The 15,684-nt window shown below is 61.3% G+C and carries 17 protein-coding genes; 12 read left to right on the forward strand and 5 right to left on the reverse strand.

The window, feature by feature from the left end:
* The coding region (locus N5J73_RS10155; protein ID WP_279940902.1) for a 16S rRNA (uracil(1498)-N(3))-methyltransferase at window positions 1–699 on the reverse strand (699 nt) is incomplete at its 3' end.
* Window positions 690–2,081 (reverse strand): adenosylmethionine--8-amino-7-oxononanoate transaminase, encoded by a 1,392-nt coding sequence (gene bioA, locus N5J73_RS10160; protein WP_049445427.1) that lies wholly within the window; start codon window positions 2,079–2,081, stop codon window positions 690–692. The genes bioA and N5J73_RS10155, both read right to left, overlap by 10 nt.
* A gap of 77 nt (window positions 2,082–2,158) precedes the next feature.
* Here bioA and nudE point away from each other — a divergent pair, with 77 nt between their 5' ends.
* The 9 genes from nudE (at window position 2,159) to gcvH (ending at window position 8,345) form a co-directional block, all read left to right on the forward strand.
* On the forward strand, window positions 2,159–2,722 hold the full coding sequence (nudE, locus tag N5J73_RS10165; protein ID WP_005418435.1) for an ADP compounds hydrolase NudE: 564 nt from the start codon (window positions 2,159–2,161) through the stop codon (window positions 2,720–2,722).
* Window positions 2,719–3,522 carry a 3'(2'),5'-bisphosphate nucleotidase CysQ gene (gene cysQ / locus N5J73_RS10170; protein ID WP_049445424.1) on the forward strand — a complete coding sequence of 268 codons (804 nt, stop codon included), beginning with the start codon at window positions 2,719–2,721 and terminating at the stop codon, window positions 3,520–3,522. The genes nudE and cysQ overlap by 4 nt, the downstream gene beginning before the upstream one ends.
* A 13-nt stretch (window positions 3,523–3,535) precedes the next feature.
* A complete protein-coding gene (gene mazG / locus N5J73_RS10175; RefSeq protein ID WP_049445421.1) occupies window positions 3,536–4,375 on the forward strand; it encodes a nucleoside triphosphate pyrophosphohydrolase in 840 nt (279 codons plus the stop codon).
* Window positions 4,372–4,701, forward strand: coding sequence for a YnfA family protein (locus N5J73_RS10180; protein ID WP_049445449.1), 330 nt, complete (start codon window positions 4,372–4,374; stop codon window positions 4,699–4,701). Before mazG ends, N5J73_RS10180 begins: the two co-directional genes overlap by 4 nt.
* Window positions 4,702–4,825: 124 nt before the next feature.
* Window positions 4,826–5,128 carry a DUF962 domain-containing protein gene (locus tag N5J73_RS10185; protein ID WP_049445447.1) on the forward strand — a complete coding sequence of 101 codons (303 nt, stop codon included), beginning with the start codon at window positions 4,826–4,828 and terminating at the stop codon, window positions 5,126–5,128.
* A 66-nt stretch (window positions 5,129–5,194) separates the two neighbouring features.
* Complete coding sequence (locus N5J73_RS10190; protein ID WP_049445418.1) at window positions 5,195–6,154, forward strand: SPFH domain-containing protein; 960 nt, start codon at window positions 5,195–5,197, stop codon at window positions 6,152–6,154.
* A gap of 1 nt (window position 6,155) precedes the next feature.
* The gene (locus N5J73_RS10195) at window positions 6,156–6,599 is read left to right on the forward strand and encodes an NfeD family protein (protein ID WP_049445415.1); all 444 of its coding nucleotides are present in this window, start codon (window positions 6,156–6,158) and stop codon (window positions 6,597–6,599) included.
* A gap of 144 nt (window positions 6,600–6,743) precedes the next feature.
* The gene (gene gcvT / locus N5J73_RS10200) at window positions 6,744–7,856 is read left to right on the forward strand and encodes a glycine cleavage system aminomethyltransferase GcvT (RefSeq protein WP_049445412.1); all 1,113 of its coding nucleotides are present in this window, start codon (window positions 6,744–6,746) and stop codon (window positions 7,854–7,856) included.
* A gap of 93 nt (window positions 7,857–7,949) precedes the next feature.
* Entirely contained in the window at window positions 7,950–8,345 is a 396-nt protein-coding gene (gcvH, locus tag N5J73_RS10205; RefSeq protein WP_049445410.1) for a glycine cleavage system protein GcvH, read from the forward strand.
* Between the two features lie 292 nt (window positions 8,346–8,637).
* Here gcvH and N5J73_RS10210 read toward each other — a convergent pair whose 3' ends face one another.
* Window positions 8,638–8,937, reverse strand: a complete 300-nt coding sequence (locus N5J73_RS10210; RefSeq protein ID WP_152906648.1) for a hypothetical protein — start codon at window positions 8,935–8,937, stop codon at window positions 8,638–8,640.
* Window positions 8,938–9,120: 183 nt separating this feature from the next.
* Here N5J73_RS10210 and N5J73_RS10215 point away from each other — a divergent pair, with 183 nt between their 5' ends.
* The 3 genes from N5J73_RS10215 (at window position 9,121) to N5J73_RS10225 (ending at window position 12,107) form a co-directional block, all read left to right on the forward strand.
* The gene (locus N5J73_RS10215) at window positions 9,121–9,600 is read left to right on the forward strand and encodes a histone (RefSeq protein WP_164078721.1); all 480 of its coding nucleotides are present in this window, start codon (window positions 9,121–9,123) and stop codon (window positions 9,598–9,600) included.
* Between the two features lie 243 nt (window positions 9,601–9,843).
* Window positions 9,844–11,043: a site-specific integrase gene (locus N5J73_RS10220; protein WP_004883034.1), complete on the forward strand. Its 1,200-nt coding sequence runs from the start codon at window positions 9,844–9,846 to the stop codon at window positions 11,041–11,043.
* The gene (locus tag N5J73_RS10225; protein WP_004883035.1) at window positions 11,040–12,107 is read left to right on the forward strand and encodes a PDDEXK nuclease domain-containing protein; all 1,068 of its coding nucleotides are present in this window, start codon (window positions 11,040–11,042) and stop codon (window positions 12,105–12,107) included. The genes N5J73_RS10220 and N5J73_RS10225 overlap by 4 nt, the downstream gene beginning before the upstream one ends.
* Window positions 12,108–12,346: 239 nt before the next feature.
* Here the strand turns inward: N5J73_RS10225 and N5J73_RS10230 are convergent, their stop codons facing one another.
* Together N5J73_RS10230 and N5J73_RS10235 are read right to left on the reverse strand one after the other, a co-directional pair.
* Window positions 12,347–13,594 (reverse strand): hypothetical protein, encoded by a 1,248-nt coding sequence (locus tag N5J73_RS10230; protein WP_004883036.1) that lies wholly within the window; start codon window positions 13,592–13,594, stop codon window positions 12,347–12,349.
* 288 nt (window positions 13,595–13,882) lie between these two features.
* Entirely contained in the window at window positions 13,883–15,682 is a 1,800-nt protein-coding gene (locus N5J73_RS10235; protein ID WP_004883039.1) for an ATP-dependent helicase, read from the reverse strand.
* Between the last annotated feature and the right edge of the window lie 2 nt (window positions 15,683–15,684).

Consider the following 15,684-nt stretch of genomic DNA (forward strand, 5'->3'; position numbering starts at 1 on the left):
CGCGGCCAGCCCGGCGGTCTCGGTACGCAGGATGCGCGGGCCCAGCTGCAGGCCCTGGAAGCCTGCAGCCGCCAGCTGATCCCGGTCGCGCGGCGACCACCCCCCTTCCGGACCGATTGCAATCACGATTCCCGCGGCGGGTGCAGCGTCCAGCGTCGACAGCCGATGCGCGCCCTGCGGGTCCAGCGTCAACCGCAGCGTATCCACCGGTAGTGCTGCCGTCGCCTGCGCCAGCGACAGAGGCGAACCCACCTGCGGAATGCGCGCGCGCCCGGACTGGCCACAGGCCGAGGTCACAACATTGTTCCAGTGCGCCACGCGCTTCTCCGCGCGAGCTGCATCGAGCTTCACCTCGGTGCGCTCGGCGTTGACCGGAATGATCGCTGCCACGCCCAGTTCGGTGGCCTTCTGCAGGATCAGGTCCATCTTCTCGCCGCGGGCGATGCCCTGCAGCAGGGTGATCGCCAGCGGCGATTCATTGGCGATGGCCTGCACGGCGTCGATGCGGACCTGCACTTCGCGTTTGCCGGCCACCGTCAGCGTCGCGCTGTAGTCGTTACCGTCGCCGTTGAACAGCACGCAGGTATCGCCCTCGCGCAGGCGCATCACCCGTACCAGGTGGTTGGCCGTCTCTTCCGGCAGGGTCACGGTCTGGCCGCTGTGCAGCGCCAGGTCGATGGGGCAGCGGGTCACGCGCATGCAATCGCCTCGTCAATCGCTGCCAGCGTGGTATGTGCCAGCAGCTCCAGTTGTTCGTCATCCACGCAGTAGGGGGGCATCCAGTACAGCACGTCGCCCAGCGGACGCAGCACCACGCCACGTTTCAGCGCGGCCTTGTAGGCGTGCAGGCCCAGCCGCAGGGCCGGGTCGAACGGCGTGCGTTTGTTGCCGTCGCGCGACAGCTCGAACGCCACCACCATGCCGGCCTGGCGCACGTCTGCCACGTGCGGATGGTCGTTGAACGGTGCCGCCAGCGTACCCATCACCGAAGCGATACCGCGGTTGCGGGCGATCACATCGTCGTCGCGGAAGATGTCCAGTGTCGCCAGCGCGGCCGCGCAGGCCAGCGGGTTGCCGGTGTAGCTGTGCGAGTGCAGGAACGCGCGCTCGCGCGAGTCGTCGAGGAAGGCGTCGTACAGCGCCTGCGTCGCCAGCACGGCGGCCAGTGGCAGGAAGCCGCCGGTCAGGCCTTTCGAGAGGCACATCAGGTCCGGCATCACCCCAGCCTGTTCGCAGGCGAACAGGGTGCCAGTGCGGCCGAAACCGGTGGCGATCTCGTCGGCGATCATGAATGCACCGTGCGCATCGCACAGTTCGCGCACCCGCTGCAGGTACACCGGGTCATGCATGCGCATGCCGCCCGCGCACTGCAGGCGTGGCTCCAGGATCACCGCACAGATCTCGCCCGGATGCTGGTCGAACAGCGTGGCCAGGCCATCGGCGGCCTGGCGCGCGCGATCCGCTGCACTTTGGCCGGGCTCGGCCAGGTAAGCGTCGGGCGAGGGCGCGAACAGGCCTTCGGCCAGCAGCGGCGCGTAGACGCGGCGGTACAGCGGGATGTCCGCCATTGCCAGCGCGCCAAGGGTCTCGCCGTGGTAACCGTTCTCCAGTGCGATGAAACGCGTGCGCCGCGGTTCCCCACGGTTCTGGAAATACTGGAAGGCCATCTTCAGGGCCACTTCCACGCCGGCGGAGCCGTTGTCGGCGTAGAACACCTTGGCCAGCGGTTCGCGGCCAGGTTGGCGCGGGGCCAGTGCCAGCAGGCGTTCAGCCAGGGTGATGGCCGGCTCATGGCCGAACCCGGCCAGCATGACCTGTTCCAGCTGCGTGGCCTGGGTGGCGATGGCCCCGCCGATGCGCGGTTCGGCATGGCCGAACAGGTTGGTCCACCAACTGCTGACCGCATCCAGGTAGCGGTTGCCATCGTGGTCGATCAGCCATGCACCTTCGCCACGGGCGATCGGCACCAGGGGCAGGGTGTGCGGGTGTTCGCGCATCTGCGTGCACGGGTGCCACAGCACCTGCAGGTCGCGTTGCCGCCAGTGCTGGGCCAGCGGAGAGGGGGTTGGGTCTGCTAGCATTTCGGGCTCATGAACATGTTGCTGCCTGCACATTCTATCGGCCCCGGCGCAGGCGCCGGCCGCCGCGGAGATTCCGCATGAACGATGACCGTGCCGGCCGTCGCTTGCCGATCATCCATCGGATCACCGATGAGGAGAACGGCCCCTTCCAGCGCCAGCACCTGGACCTGGAGTTCTCCAACGGCGAGCGCCGCCGCTTCGAGCGTCTGGTCAGCCGAGGCCATGGTGCAGTGGTGGTGGTGCCGATGCTCGACGACGAGACGGTGCTGCTGGTACGTGAATACGCAGCCGGCATGCACCGCTACGAACTGGGGCTGGTCAAGGGCCGGATCGATGCCGGCGAGACCCCCGAGCAGGCCGCGGATCGCGAACTGAAGGAGGAGGCCGGTTACGGCGCGCGCCGGGTCGATGTGCTGCGCGCGATGACCCTGGCCCCGACCTACATGAGCCACCAGTCGTGGCTGGTGGTGGCGCGGGACCTGTACCCGGAAAAGCTGGCCGGCGACGAGCCGGAAGAACTGGAAGTGGTGCCGTGGAAGCTGGCCGAGCTGGATCAGCTGATGCTGCGCGAAGACTTCTCAGAGGGACGCTCGCTGGCGGCGCTGTTCATCGCCCGCCAGTGGCTGCAGGGAACGCGATGATCAAACTGACCACGGACCTGCGCGAGACCGCCATCGCCATCGCCCAGCAAGCCGGACAGGCCATCATGCAGGTCTATTCCGATGGCTTCGACGTGCAGATCAAGGATGACGACAGCCCGCTCACCAGTGCCGACCTGGCGGCCAACCAGGTCATCGAGCAGGGCCTGCAGCAGCTGACCCCGGATCTGCCGATCCTGTCCGAGGAGTCGGCCCAGGTCACGTGGGAGCAGCGCCGCCATTGGGGCGCGTACTGGCTCGTCGACCCGCTCGACGGTACCCGCGAGTTCATCAAGCGCAATGGCGAGTTCAGCGTCAACATTGCGCTGATCTACCAGGGGGCGCCGGCCTTCGGCGTAGTGCTGGCTCCGGTGACCGGCATCGTCTGGCATGCCATGCGTGGCGAGCTGGCCTATCGCCGGCAGGGCCTGCATGACACCGTGCTGCGTACGCGCACACCGGCCACCGCGCCGCTGCGCGTTGCCGCCAGCCGCTCGCACCGCTCACCGGAAACCGAAGCGCTGCTGGCGAGGATGGGGCGCATCGAGACCATCGCGCAGGGCTCGTCGCTGAAATTCTGCCGGATCGCTGAAGGTGGCCTGGATGTCTACCCACGACTGGGCCCGACCTCCGAATGGGATACGGCCGCCGGCCAGTGCGTACTGCACGCCGCCGGCGGAGCGGTGCTGTCGGCGGCGACCGGCAAGCCGTTCCGCTACAACCGCCGTGAGACCCTGTTGAACGGCGATTTCATTGCCCTTGGTGATACCAGCCTGCCGTGGCGCGACTGGTTGTCCGACTGACCCTGGAGGCCGCATGAGCGCGCACGAGATCCCCACCACCGGCAGTGCAGCCAGCAACGAACTGGAGCGCCTGCTGGCGATCATGGCGCGCCTGCGCGATCCGCAGGGCGGCTGCCCCTGGGACCTGGAACAGAACTTCGCGACCATCGCGCCGTACACCATCGAGGAAGCCTACGAGGTGGCCGATGCGATCGACCGCGGCGACCTGGATGATCTCTGCGACGAACTCGGGGACCTGCTGCTGCAGGTGGTGTTCCATGCGCGCATGGCCGAGGAGCAGGGCGCCTTCGCCTTCGCCGAGGTCGCACGCGCGATCAGCGACAAGATGCAGCGCCGCCATCCGCACGTGTTCGCCGACGTCAGCGTTGACGATGCCGACGGCGTGACGCGCAACTGGGAGGCGATCAAGCGTGCCGAGCGCGCGGCCAAGGGCGAGCAGGATACCTCCGCGCTGGCCGGCATCTCGCGCGGCCTGCCGGAATGGCAGCGTGCAGTGAAGCTGCAGTCGCGCGCGGCCAAGGTCGGCTTCGACTGGCCTGGCCCGCTACCGGTGCTCGACAAGGCCGCCGAGGAGCTGCAGGAGCTGCGCGAGGAATTCGAGCGCGACGGCACCGCCGCGAACAAGGGGCGCCTGCAGGAAGAACTGGGCGATCTGCTGTTCGTCTGCGCCAACCTGGCGCGCCATGCCGACATCGATCTGGGCGCGGCACTGCGCGGGGCCAACCACAAGTTCGAACGTCGCTTCCGTGCGATGGAAGCGCAGGCCGAAGCGCAGGGCAGCGCGTTGGCGACACTGGACCTGGATGCGCAGGAAGCGCTGTGGCAGCACGCGAAGGCGGCGGAGAAGGCGTGAAGACGCTCGGCCTGTTCCTGCTGACCGCGCTGGCCGAGATCGTGGGCTGCTATCTGCCCTGGTTGTGGCTGCGCAAGGAAGGCAGCATCTGGCTTCTGCTGCCGGCGGCCGCCAGCCTGGCCCTGTTCGCCTGGCTGTTGACCCTGCATCCGACCGCCAGTGGTCGGGTCTATGCCGCCTACGGTGGCGTCTACATCGGCACCGCGCTGTTCTGGCTGTGGCTGGTCGATGGCATCCGTCCCAGCCGCTGGGACCTGCTCGGTGCCGCGCTGTGCCTGGCCGGCATGGCGGTGATCATGTTCGGCCCGCGCACCTCATCGGTGTAGCGTCGAGCCAGGCTCGGCCGCTCTCCTTCCGACCGCGCTGGCGCGCGCAAGCCGAGCATGGCTCGGCTCTACAAGGTCAGCGATGGTGCATGATGGGGGCGCCCCTGGTTCCCGGAGCATGCGCATGTCCCGCTTCGCCAGCTTCCGCGAGTTCTATCCGTTCTATCTCAGCGAGCACCGCCACCCTGTATCGCGCCGGCTGCACTTCATCGGCAGCTGCGGCGTGCTGCTGCTGATCGTGGCAGCCCTCCTGCGCGGGCAGCCGATGCTGCTGCTGGCGGCGCTGCTGTGCGGCTACGCTTTCGCTTGGGTCGGCCATTTCTTCTTCGAGAAGAACCGTCCGGCGACCTTCCGGCATCCGCTGTATTCATTCATGGGCGACTGGGTGATGTTCGCCGATATCCTGCGCCGGCGGGTGCCCTGGTAGCTCCGCTGTGCCCACCGCCCTCACGCGCTATGCTGGGGCCTGGGCGACATAGATAAGGAAAGCGCGATGTTCCCGACCATGTTCTTTACCGTGGTACTGGCCTTCGTGGCCGTGGTGATCCTGTTCAAGGCGGTGCGGATGGTCCCGCAGGGGTATGAATGGACCGTTGAGCGCTTCGGCCGCTACACCCACACCATGACACCGGGCCTGCACTTCCTGATCCCGATCGTCTACGGCGTCGGGCGCAAGGTGAACATGATGGAGCAGGTGCTGGACGTACCCAGCCAGGAAGTGATCACCAAGGACAATGCCGCTGTGCGTGTGGATGGCGTGGTCTTCTTCCAGGTCCTGGATGCGGCCAAGGCCGCCTATGAGGTGGCCAACCTGGAAGTGGCGATGATTGCCCTGGTGCAGACCAACATCCGTACCGTGATCGGCTCGATGGACCTGGACGAGTCGTTGAGCCAGCGCGAGGTGATCAATGCCCAGCTGCTGAGCGTGGTCGACCATGCCACCAATCCCTGGGGCGTGAAGGTCAACCGCATCGAGATCCGCGACATCCAGCCGCCGCGCGATCTGCTGGATGCGATGGCGCGGCAGATGAAGGCCGAGCGCGAGAAGCGCGCGCAGATCCTCGAAGCGGAAGGTTCACGGCAGTCGGAGATCCTGCGCGCCGATGGCGAAAAGCAGGCTACCGTGCTGGAGGCTGAAGGCCGTCGCGAAGCCGCGTTCCGCGATGCCGAGGCGCGCGAACGCCTGGCCGAGGCCGAAGCGATGGCGACCAAGGTGGTGTCGGCGGCGATTGCCGAGGGCGACGTGCAGGCGATCAACTACTTTGTCGCGCAGAAGTACGTGGAAGCGTTCAAGGAACTGGCCAGTTCGCCGAACCAGAAGCTGGTGCTGATGCCGATGGAGGCCAGTGGCGTGATCGGTTCGATCGCGGGCGTGGCCGAACTGGCGAAGCAGGCGCTGGCCAGCCAGGACAACAAGCCCGCCGGCAAGCGGTCGCCGCCGCTCGGAGGCTGACATGCGCTGGGAAGTCGTCGGTTGGGGTGCGTTGGCGCTGCTGCTGTTCGCGGCAGAGGCGTTGGCACCTGGCGCGTTCATGCTGTGGATCGGCATCGGCGCAGCGGCCGTGTTCGTATTGGTTGCGGTGTTCAGCGGCATTCCGTTGCTGTGGCAGGTCGTTGCCTTCGTCGTGCTGAGCGTGGTCTCGATCCAGTGCTACCGGCGCTGGGGCAAGGCAAGGGCGCGGCCCAGCGATGCACCGTTGCTCAACCGCCGCGCCGAACAGCTGGTCGGGCGGGTGGTGCCCTTGCAGCAGGGCATCATCGGCGGGCAGGGCCGGGTCAGCATCGATGATGCGTACTGGCAGGTCAGTGGTCCGGAACTGCAGGCCGGCAGCCTGGTGCGGGTGGTGGCGGTGCAGGGCAGCACGCTACGGGTCGAGGCTGCAGACCGCCCCCTGTAGAGCCGAGCCCACGCTCGGCGCCCACACGAAGAGCCGCCGAGCATGGGCTCGGCTCTACAGCTCCGGCGCTGCGCTGCGGCACGCCTGCGGGCGACCGATCTGGGATAATGGGGATTCTTGTTTCCTCTGCTGCCGGACCCGGTCATGACCCAGAAGACGCTGCTCAACGATACCCACCGCGCCCTTGGCGCCAAGATGGTCGATTTCGGGGGTTGGGACATGCCCATCCACTACGGCTCGCAGCTCGACGAGCACCACCTGGTGCGTCGCGAGTCCGGTGTGTTCGACGTCAGCCACATGACCGTGGTCGACCTGCGCGGTGACCAGGTCAAGCCGTTCCTGCGCCGCCTGCTGGCCAACTCGGTCGACAAGCTGAAGGTGACCGGCAAGGCGCTGTACTCGTGCATGCTGAATCCGCGCGGCGGCGTCATCGACGACCTGATCGTCTATTACCTGGGCGACGACTTCTTCCGCATGGTGGTCAATGCCTCCACCCGCGAAAAGGATCTGGCCTGGCTGCGCGAGCAGGCCGCACCGTTCGGCGTTTCCGTCGAGCAGCGCCCGGACCTGGCCATCCTCGCCGTGCAGGGTCCGCAGGCGCGCGACATCGTCATCGGTCTGGTCCGCGAAAGCGACCGCGCAGCGCTGGCCAAGCTGGGCCGCTTCGCCGCCCTGCAGGTGCAGTCGGATGACGGCGTCGAGCTGTTTGTCGCCCGCACCGGCTACACCGGTGAGGACGGTTTCGAGATCCTGCTGCCGCAGGACGCCGTGGTCGCGTTCTGGAACCGCCTGCTGGCGGCGGGCGTGAAGCCGGCCGGTCTTGGCGCGCGCGACACCCTGCGCCTGGAAGCCGGCATGAACCTGTATGGCCAGGACATGGACGAAGAGATCAGTCCATATGAAGCGGCGCTGGCCTGGACCGTGTCGCTGGACGAAGGCCGAGACTTCATCGGCCGCGACGTGCTGGAAGCACAGAAGGCTGCCGGTACCGCGCGGCAGATGATCGGGCTGGTGATGGACGAGAAGGGCGTGCTGCGCCACGGCCAGGCGGTGACCACCGCCGGCGGCCAGGGCGAGATCCTGTCCGGCACCTTCTCGCCGACCCTGGCCAAGGGCATCGCCTTCGCCCGCGTACCGGCCGGTGAGCTCGGCGAAGTCACCGTCGACATCCGCGGCCGGCAGGTGCCGGTGCGCGTGGTCAAGTTCCCGTTCGTGCGCGAAGGCCAGGCCCAGCCCGGTGTGCTCGCCGACGCCTGATCCGAACATGCCGGTCGTCACTGACAGCAGTGGCGGCCGGTTGGTTACACTAGCCCCGTTTTTTCCACCCCTGCATATCTCTGGAGCAGTCCCATGAGCGAGATCCCCGGCGACCTCAAGTTCCTCAAGTCCCATGAGTGGGCCCGTGTCGAAGGCAATGGCCGTGTCACCGTCGGTATTTCCGACCACGCCCAGGGCCTGCTGGGTGACCTGGTCTACGTCGAACTGCCGGAAGTCGGTGCCGACGCCAAGGCCGGTGAACAGATCGCCGTTGTCGAGTCGGTGAAGGCCGCCTCGGACGTCTACAGCCCGATCAGCGGCAAGGTGGTCGAGGTCAACTCGGCCCTGTCCGACAAGCCGGAAACCATCAACGAAGATGCCTACGGCGAAGGCTGGATGTTCGTGGTCGAACTGACCAACGCCGAAGAGGTCAACGAGCTGCTGGACCCGGACGCGTACGCCGAAGTCCTGGAAAACGACGACCACTGAGTCGTCACTTCCGGTCTCTGGAACGGCCACCTTCGGGTGGCCGTTTTTGTTTTGGCGGCCGCGTCGGACTCATGACGCGGGGTTCGCTGCGCACCCTCGGCGTGGCATCAGTCGACAGACGAACGGTGCCGACGGGCGTGCGCAGTTTTGCGCAAATCCGCGTTTCCACCCCGCGCCGACGCACTCGGATGTGAAAACTTTTCGCCTCCCGTTGCGGTGCCGTTGTGCTGGCGTTGGCGGCGGTGCCGGTGACCAGCGACGATGCGCTCGCGCTGTTGCGCCTCACCCGCGCCTATCTGCGCGGAGTGCTTATTTCAAGTGTTTTTTGATCATCGCCTGCATCGACATCGATGCAGGCAACGCGCATGCGCGCCGCTTCCGCCGTCGTTGCAGGCCGTGCAGGGTGGTGGCGCAGGCGGCGTCCGGAAAGGTGCGGATGTGAAAATTTTTCGCGGGGGTTGTTGACAGTAAAAAAAACCGTGATTAGGTTTCGCCTCAGCAGACCTTGCCTGCCAAACCGAGTGCGCAGAATCAATCGTCCGATGCGAAGCAGCCCCTTCAAGACCACCGCGACCCAGATGACGGTGGACATGGCCCCGCTTCCCCCGGAGAAATGCAAGGCACCTCCCGTTCCGATGCCCGCTCCGCCGATCGAGGCGGGCATCGCCGCATCCGTAACGGCGCGCCTGACGCGCCGGCGGTCCCCGCACGCAGCATCAGCGGGTTTGATCCACCTGGGCGTTTCAACTCCCTATCACTGACGAGGAGCCATCCCATGGCAACCAAGAAAGCTGCGAAGAAGAAGCCCGCCGCCAAGAAAGCGGTGAAGAAGGTCGCGAAGAAGGCGACCGCCAAGAAGGCAGTGAAGAAGGCTGCGAAGAAGGTCGCCAAGAAGGCCACTGCGAAGAAGGCAGTGAAGAAGGCGGCGAAGAAGGTAGCCAAGAAGTCCACTGCCAAGAAGGCCGTCAAGAAGACCGCGAAGAAGGCCGTCAAGAAGGTAGCCAAGAAGGCCACCAAGAAGACTGCCAAGAAGGCAACGGCCCGCAAGCCGGCCAAGAAGGTCGCGAAGAAGGCCACTGCCAAGAAGGCCGTCAAGAAGACCGCCAAGAAGGCAGTAAAGAAGACCGCGAAGAAGGCCACCAAGAAGGCTGCCCCGAAGAAGGCAGCGAAGAAGGTTGCCAAGCGCAAGCCGGCCGCCCGCAAGAAGAAGGCCGCTCCGGTCGCTCTGCCGGCAACCCCGGCGCCGCTGATCTAAGTACTTCCCGATAGCCGCATCCTGAAACCCCCTTCCCCGGCTGCCCAGCGGGGAGGGGGTTTTTTTATTTCACCATGACTCCAGCACCGAAATTCGCTGGACTACGCTACAGCCCGATACAGCAGGTTTATCAATGACTTAAGCGAGTTCAACATATGCCGGTGCTTTCCGAAACCTGACCTGACTTCCGACCGCCTGACTCCTATCCGGCCCTTGGAATCCAGGTCTTTCCAAGGAGTCATCATGGCTAAGATCAAACTCACTAAGTCCGCTGTCGATGCGGCGCAACCCCAGGCAGAGGCCGTCGAACTCCGGGACACGCTGGTCCCCGGCTTCCTGTGCAAGATTACCCCGGCGGGTCGCAAGGTGTTCATGCTCCAGTACCGGACGAACGCTGGCGAGCGCCGCAAGCCCTCGCTAGGACTGTACGGGGAGCTGACCGTCGAACAGGCGCGGTCGCTGGCGCAGGAATGGCTGGCCCAAGTCCGCCGAGGCGGAGATCCCGCCGCAGAGAAGGCGGAGGCGCGCCAGGCACCTACGGTCAAGGAGCTATGCACGAAGTTCATGGAGGACTACTCCAAGAAGCGCAACAAGCTCAGCACCCAAGCCGGCTATCAGGCTGTCATCAATCGCAACATTATTCCGCTGCTGGGACGCAAGAAAGTTCAGGACGTGAAGCGTCCTGAAATCGCCGGACTGATGGAAAAGCTTTCGTACAAGCAGACCGAGGCGAACAAGGTATTCAGCGTCTTGCGCAAGATGTTCAACATGGCCGAGGTATGGGGCTATCGGCCCGACGGTACCAACCCTTGCCGTCACGTCCCGATGTTCCCTGCCGGCAAATCGACTCACCTCATCAGCGACGAAGAAATGGGCAACCTGTTCCGACAGCTCGACAAGATCGAGTCGGAGGGGCTGGAGAACTACGTCATCCCTTTGGGAATCCGCCTGCAGTTCGAGTTCGCCGGCCGCCGCTCGGAAATCATCGCGCTGGAATGGAACTGGGTTGACTTGCAGAACCGGCGCGTCGTCTGGCCTGACAGCAAGACAGGCGGCATGTCTAAGCCCATGAGCGAGGAAGCCTATCGGCTACTCTCGACGGCACCCCGGCAGGAGGGTAGCCGCTATGTGCTGCCTTCTCCTAGCCACGCTGGCAAGCATCTAACCACGGGCGAGTATTACGGTGGCTGGAGCCGTGCGCTCAAGGCGGCTGGCGCTACGCACGTGGGCACGCACGGCATCCGCCACCGTTCGGCGACCGACATTGCCAATTCGGGCATCCCGGTCAAGGTCGGCATGGCGCTAACGGCGCACAAGACCGTCGTCATGTTCATGCGCTACGTCCACACCGAGGATAAGCCGGTGCGAGAGGCGGCCGAACTGGTGGCGAATCGGCGTAAGACGATCACCGGGATGCAGGGAGCCAAGGAGGTGGCCGCATGACCCGGCGCAAGGCATCCGTCTCAGCGCCAGCAGCGCCGCCCGCGCTGCTGGGCGACATCCGGGCACTGATCGAAGCGTCGCGCCAGCGCGTCGCCTCGGCGGTCAATGCCGAGCTGACATTGCTGTTCTGGCGCATTGGCCAGCGCATCCATACGGAAGTGCTTGCCGGGCAGCGGGCCGGGTACGGCGACGAAATCCTGCCGACCCTGGCGGCGCAGCTTGTCCGCGACTACGGACGTAGCTTCGCGGACAAGAACCTGCGCCGGATGGTGCAGTTCGCCGCCACCTTCTCGGACGAGCCAATTGTCGTGACGCTGTCACGACAATTGAGCTGGTCGCATTTCGTGGCGCTGCTGCCGCTAAAAGACCCGCTCCAGCGGGACTACTACGTGCAAATGGCCAGCGCCGAACGCTGGAGCGTGCGGACGCTACGCGAGCGCATCGACTCGATGCTATACGAGCGCACGGCGCTGTCCAAGAAGCCGGACGAGACGATCACGCAAGAGCTGGCGGCGATGCGCGATGCGCAGCGCATGTCGCCGGCGCTGGTCATGCGCGACCCGTACATCCTCGACTTCCTGGGCCTGCGCGATACCTGGCAGGAAGGCGACCTGGAAGCCGCGATCATCCGCGAAATGGAGTCTTTTTTGCTGGAGTTGGGCGCGGGCTTCTCTTTCCTAGCCCGGCAGAAACGCATCCAGATCGACGACGAGGATTTCCACCTGGACCTGCTGTTCTATAACCGCAAGCTGCGGCGGCTGGTGGCGGTGGAGTTGAAGATCGGCGAGTTCAAGGCAGCATACAAGGGGCAGATGGAGCTTTATTTGCGTTGGCTCGACAAGCACGAACGCGAACCGGAGGAAGCCTCGCCGCTGGGCATCATTCTTTGTACCGGCAAGAAGTCAGAGCAGATCGAGTTGCTGGAGCTGGACAAGTCGGGCATCCACGTAGCCGAATACCTGACGACCCTGCCGCCGCGTGCGGTGCTGGGGGAGCGGTTGCAGCAGGCGACCGAACGGGCGCGGTTGCAGATCGAGCAGCGGCAGCCTGGCGAGAAGTCCTGACAGCAGCATCTGTCCAACCGTACACCCAAACCACAGCACGAGCATGTGGCAACGGATCTCTTGCTCTATCGAGGCTCCATGCTAGTGTGGAATCGCCATAGGCCGATAAGGAACTGGCCTGCGGCTCAAGGATGCGCTGGGGCTAGTGGGCGCGAGCGCCCAATCACATGATTATCGCGGGCAGCAGCGCCATGTTCTATGCCGATCGCTGTTTTAATTAAATATCTCAAACTATAAAGTCAGTTAATTTTTTCAAAATATTCACGAATCAAGTCATCATTTTTTAAATACGAATCGAGAACCTGAAACAGAAAAAGATCCCCGCTAATATTTATATCAAACGGGATCATTGAGTTATCTATTTTGAATGTCTTTATTTTTCTATGCCCCTTGATGTTGGCATTGCTCAATCTTTCTTGATAGCTATCCAACGTATATACGATAAATTCGTGATCCAAGTGAGTTATAAAAAAATCATCGCCTTTTGAACTGTATTCAAGATGGATGACTTGCGTTACGACGTCGTCGCCTGCCACCTCAAAGTCCTCCATCAATTCTTCAAAAGTCAAACTTAGCTTCTCTGCGTCATGGTGAATCCATAGATTGTTCTCATATTTATCGGTGGAGTAGAACTTTGACAATCTAGGAAGGGAAGATATTTTCAATCGCAACGGAGCGCCAAACTCCATCTCCTCCATTGCAGGGACATAATCGGAGACGTAATCAATCCTGAATGCTATTTCGGACAGCATTCCTTTTTCAATGAGTTCCTCGATAGAGGTAAGCAGCTTCCTCGGAACTTTTATCCAGAAGTGTCGCCCTATGCGTTCATCGCGTATTGTCTGACTATCCTTGTCGTTGAATATCTGAATATTCTCGTTCAGGCTGACAAGACTATATTTAGAGAACTGAGCATCTTCCTTTCTTATGTCAATTCCAATTTTCTCGTACTCACGTTCAACTACCTTGGAATATTTTAGCTCCAGCATCTCAGCCCTCCCCATGATTGATTGGTGCTTGGAATAAAAAATGCAGCCAATGCGATAATTTGCGTAATTTTCTTTTATGTACGAAACACCATCTTCGTCATGGATATGCTTGTAGGAATTGTTGAGAATTTCTAGCGATCCCGGATACTCGTTGAGATAATTATTTAAGTAGTCCATTAAATGCTGGATTGTCTTTATAGCCAATCGCTTGTCCACTAGATCAAGCTGTGGCCCATAAAACTTGGCTGCGTTTGGATGGTCGCGTTTGGCTTCAAATTCTTTCAGAATGGCCGCCTTTTCATTCATGCAGCCCTCCGTATAAGCACGCATTACGTCTGCCTGAAAGCTCTCATTTGCCAGAGAGGTTTGGATGAGGGGAAGCAATTTCTTGACAAAGATCGGGTCTTTATTAAGAAAGACGTAGCAAAATTTCCCAAAGCTGAATAACGCGATTTTTTCCGAAGAAAATTCATTGATTTCTTCAAAGATATTTTTCATATTTTTTACTCAACTCGCCGTAGTCCAAATAGTAAGCGACGGAACCTTGAGCGTCTCCACTTTGTGGATCGCGCTGCTCCACGTTCGCTATTCGCTCATCCCTGACGGGACTGGCATTCGCCAGCCCTCCACGGCCCGACACTGTGATCCGGGCCTGCGCGCTCCGCTTGCATGTTGAGCTGGCGACAGCAGGGCATGCAGAGCGAGCCGCGCGCAGATGATTCAGCCAAACGCTAAACAAAGCTGTAGGGCATCCCATAGAGAGCGCGGTTGCGCTACTCGTGATTTCTATGGAATTTGATCGTATCCAAAACTGCATGAGGCAAGCTTGCGAGTTACTTGATACTCTTCGCCAGAATACTGGCGAACTCGACCTCGTTCCGAAACAAGGTGCAGGTTCTTCCTTGCCCGCGAACCAATGACATACAGCAATTTCATCGCGCTTTCTTGACCGTTCGGATCATTGAAATGCGGCACCATATCTTCTAATAATGCATAAGCGATCACTGCATCGAACTCGGCTCCCTTGACGCCGTGTATCGTCGAGATGGTGATTCCAGTCCTATGCTGAAATACCTTCCTGAATGTCTCAATATCGCCTATAAATTCGCTACCTTCACTCTTCAATCGATTTACCCGGGCTTGCGAACTATCGAAGAAGGCAACGTGATGCTCTTGAAGCAGCGTGAAAAGGCGAAAGTCGATTGCTAAGTTTGCAAACAGACGCTCGAAAAATGCGCTCAAGTAGGTAAGACCATCTGTTTCATCGATCTTAATTGCATTGCACTCCCTCAACAAGGACCTCCGCGTGAGCTTCGACACGCTAGCCCCGGCCGCCTCTAGGTCATTCAGAATCTCCCCGGCCCACCGCAGTCTGCGCACATACATTCCCGGCGATGCCTGAGTAAGTGCAATCTTAGAAAGCCTGTACCAGAAATTCTCTGTGTCCCGTGCAAAGGGAACCATACCGGGGCCATCGAATGAGTACTCCGGCATGCTGGCGACCAAACGACGTGTCATGCTTGCAAGATGCGTCCACTGTGGCGCGAGAATGCACACCTCGTGAGGTGAGATGCCCATAGTCTCAATGTTGAAACGGATGAGCCGGATGAGCTCAGCGTCCAGATCATTTTTGCTCACTGTGTCGTCGAATGAAATAAGGCTTGGGTACGCCTTGTCCTCGGATGCGGCTTCGATGCGTGTGTTGTGAACGTTGTAGTTTCCGAAGTACTCAATGATGCGCTCAGAAGAACGGTAGTTCCGCGACAGTTCGAGTTCGTCCAAATCGATATTGGCCATCGCCTTGAAATCCTCGAAGGCAATCGGATATCCGCCAAGCGATTGATAAATCGCCTGGTTAGGATCTCCGACAATAAAGGCCTTGGTCGCACCTTGACCAGCTTTCAGAATGGCGGTGATGATCGAATACTGAATTCGTTTGGTGTCCTGATACTCGTCGATCAGCACGAAAGAGAACAACTGTGCCAGAAGAGTGCTGATCGCAGGATGACGTGCGATCAGTTGGTACGCATAGTAAAGAATGAGCTCAAAGTCTAGCTGCCGACTTTCGTGCAGAATCTCAAAATACTTGCCCAATATGACGTGAAGACCCGAATGCTTCCAATCTTGTGGGCAGGAGAGCACATATCCAGTTTCGGTGTAATAAAACTCACAATCCCAGAATGTTATTTTTGGCTTCTGGTAAGGCTTGCACAATGCCTCCAGGATTTTCTCGCGCTCATGCTGATCGATCACACGGAAGCCTCGATCCAACGCTTCGTGATAGATGCCGTACGGTTTCAATATCCATTCAAGACAGAACGAATGTATCGTTCCTATCCATAATCGGGATGTATCCACCCCAAGGCTCTCAATGCGCTCGTGGATTTCGTCGGCGGCACGGTGCGTATAAGTGATGGCAACGACAAACTGCTTGTTCGATTTCAGCCTGGACAACTCATAGGCGATTTTGTAGGTGAGCGTGCGCGTTTTCCCGCTGCCCGGGCAAGCGATGAGAAAGACGCTCCCTGGCTTCAGAATGGCTGCTTCCTGCTCGGGATTCAGATCATCTTTGTTCCACATGAACATGA

The organism is Stenotrophomonas sp. GD03654, from assembly GCF_029845105.1.
Lineage (GTDB): Bacteria > Pseudomonadota > Gammaproteobacteria > Xanthomonadales > Xanthomonadaceae > Stenotrophomonas > Stenotrophomonas africana.

Excerpts from the sequence above, each read along its gene's own strand:
- bioA (WP_049445427.1), bottom strand. The coding sequence starts at position 2,081 with ATGCTAGCAGACCCAACCCCCTCTCCGCTGGCCCAGCACTGGCGGCAA.
- nudE (WP_005418435.1), top strand. The coding sequence starts at position 2,159 with ATGAACGATGACCGTGCCGGCCGTCGCTTGCCGATCATCCATCGGATC.
- cysQ (WP_049445424.1), top strand. The coding sequence starts at position 2,719 with ATGATCAAACTGACCACGGACCTGCGCGAGACCGCCATCGCCATCGCC.
- mazG (WP_049445421.1), top strand. The coding sequence starts at position 3,536 with ATGAGCGCGCACGAGATCCCCACCACCGGCAGTGCAGCCAGCAACGAA.
- N5J73_RS10185 (WP_049445447.1), top strand. The coding sequence starts at position 4,826 with ATGTCCCGCTTCGCCAGCTTCCGCGAGTTCTATCCGTTCTATCTCAGC.
- N5J73_RS10190 (WP_049445418.1), top strand. The coding sequence starts at position 5,195 with ATGTTCCCGACCATGTTCTTTACCGTGGTACTGGCCTTCGTGGCCGTG.
- N5J73_RS10195 (WP_049445415.1), top strand. The coding sequence starts at position 6,156 with ATGCGCTGGGAAGTCGTCGGTTGGGGTGCGTTGGCGCTGCTGCTGTTC.
- gcvT (WP_049445412.1), top strand. The coding sequence starts at position 6,744 with ATGACCCAGAAGACGCTGCTCAACGATACCCACCGCGCCCTTGGCGCC.
- gcvH (WP_049445410.1), top strand. The coding sequence starts at position 7,950 with ATGAGCGAGATCCCCGGCGACCTCAAGTTCCTCAAGTCCCATGAGTGG.
- N5J73_RS10210 (WP_152906648.1), bottom strand. The coding sequence starts at position 8,937 with ATGTCCACCGTCATCTGGGTCGCGGTGGTCTTGAAGGGGCTGCTTCGC.
- N5J73_RS10215 (WP_164078721.1), top strand. The coding sequence starts at position 9,121 with ATGGCAACCAAGAAAGCTGCGAAGAAGAAGCCCGCCGCCAAGAAAGCG.
- N5J73_RS10220 (WP_004883034.1), top strand. The coding sequence starts at position 9,844 with ATGGCTAAGATCAAACTCACTAAGTCCGCTGTCGATGCGGCGCAACCC.
- N5J73_RS10225 (WP_004883035.1), top strand. The coding sequence starts at position 11,040 with ATGACCCGGCGCAAGGCATCCGTCTCAGCGCCAGCAGCGCCGCCCGCG.
- N5J73_RS10230 (WP_004883036.1), bottom strand. The coding sequence starts at position 13,594 with ATGAAAAATATCTTTGAAGAAATCAATGAATTTTCTTCGGAAAAAATC.
- N5J73_RS10235 (WP_004883039.1), bottom strand. The coding sequence starts at position 15,682 with ATGTTCATGTGGAACAAAGATGATCTGAATCCCGAGCAGGAAGCAGCC.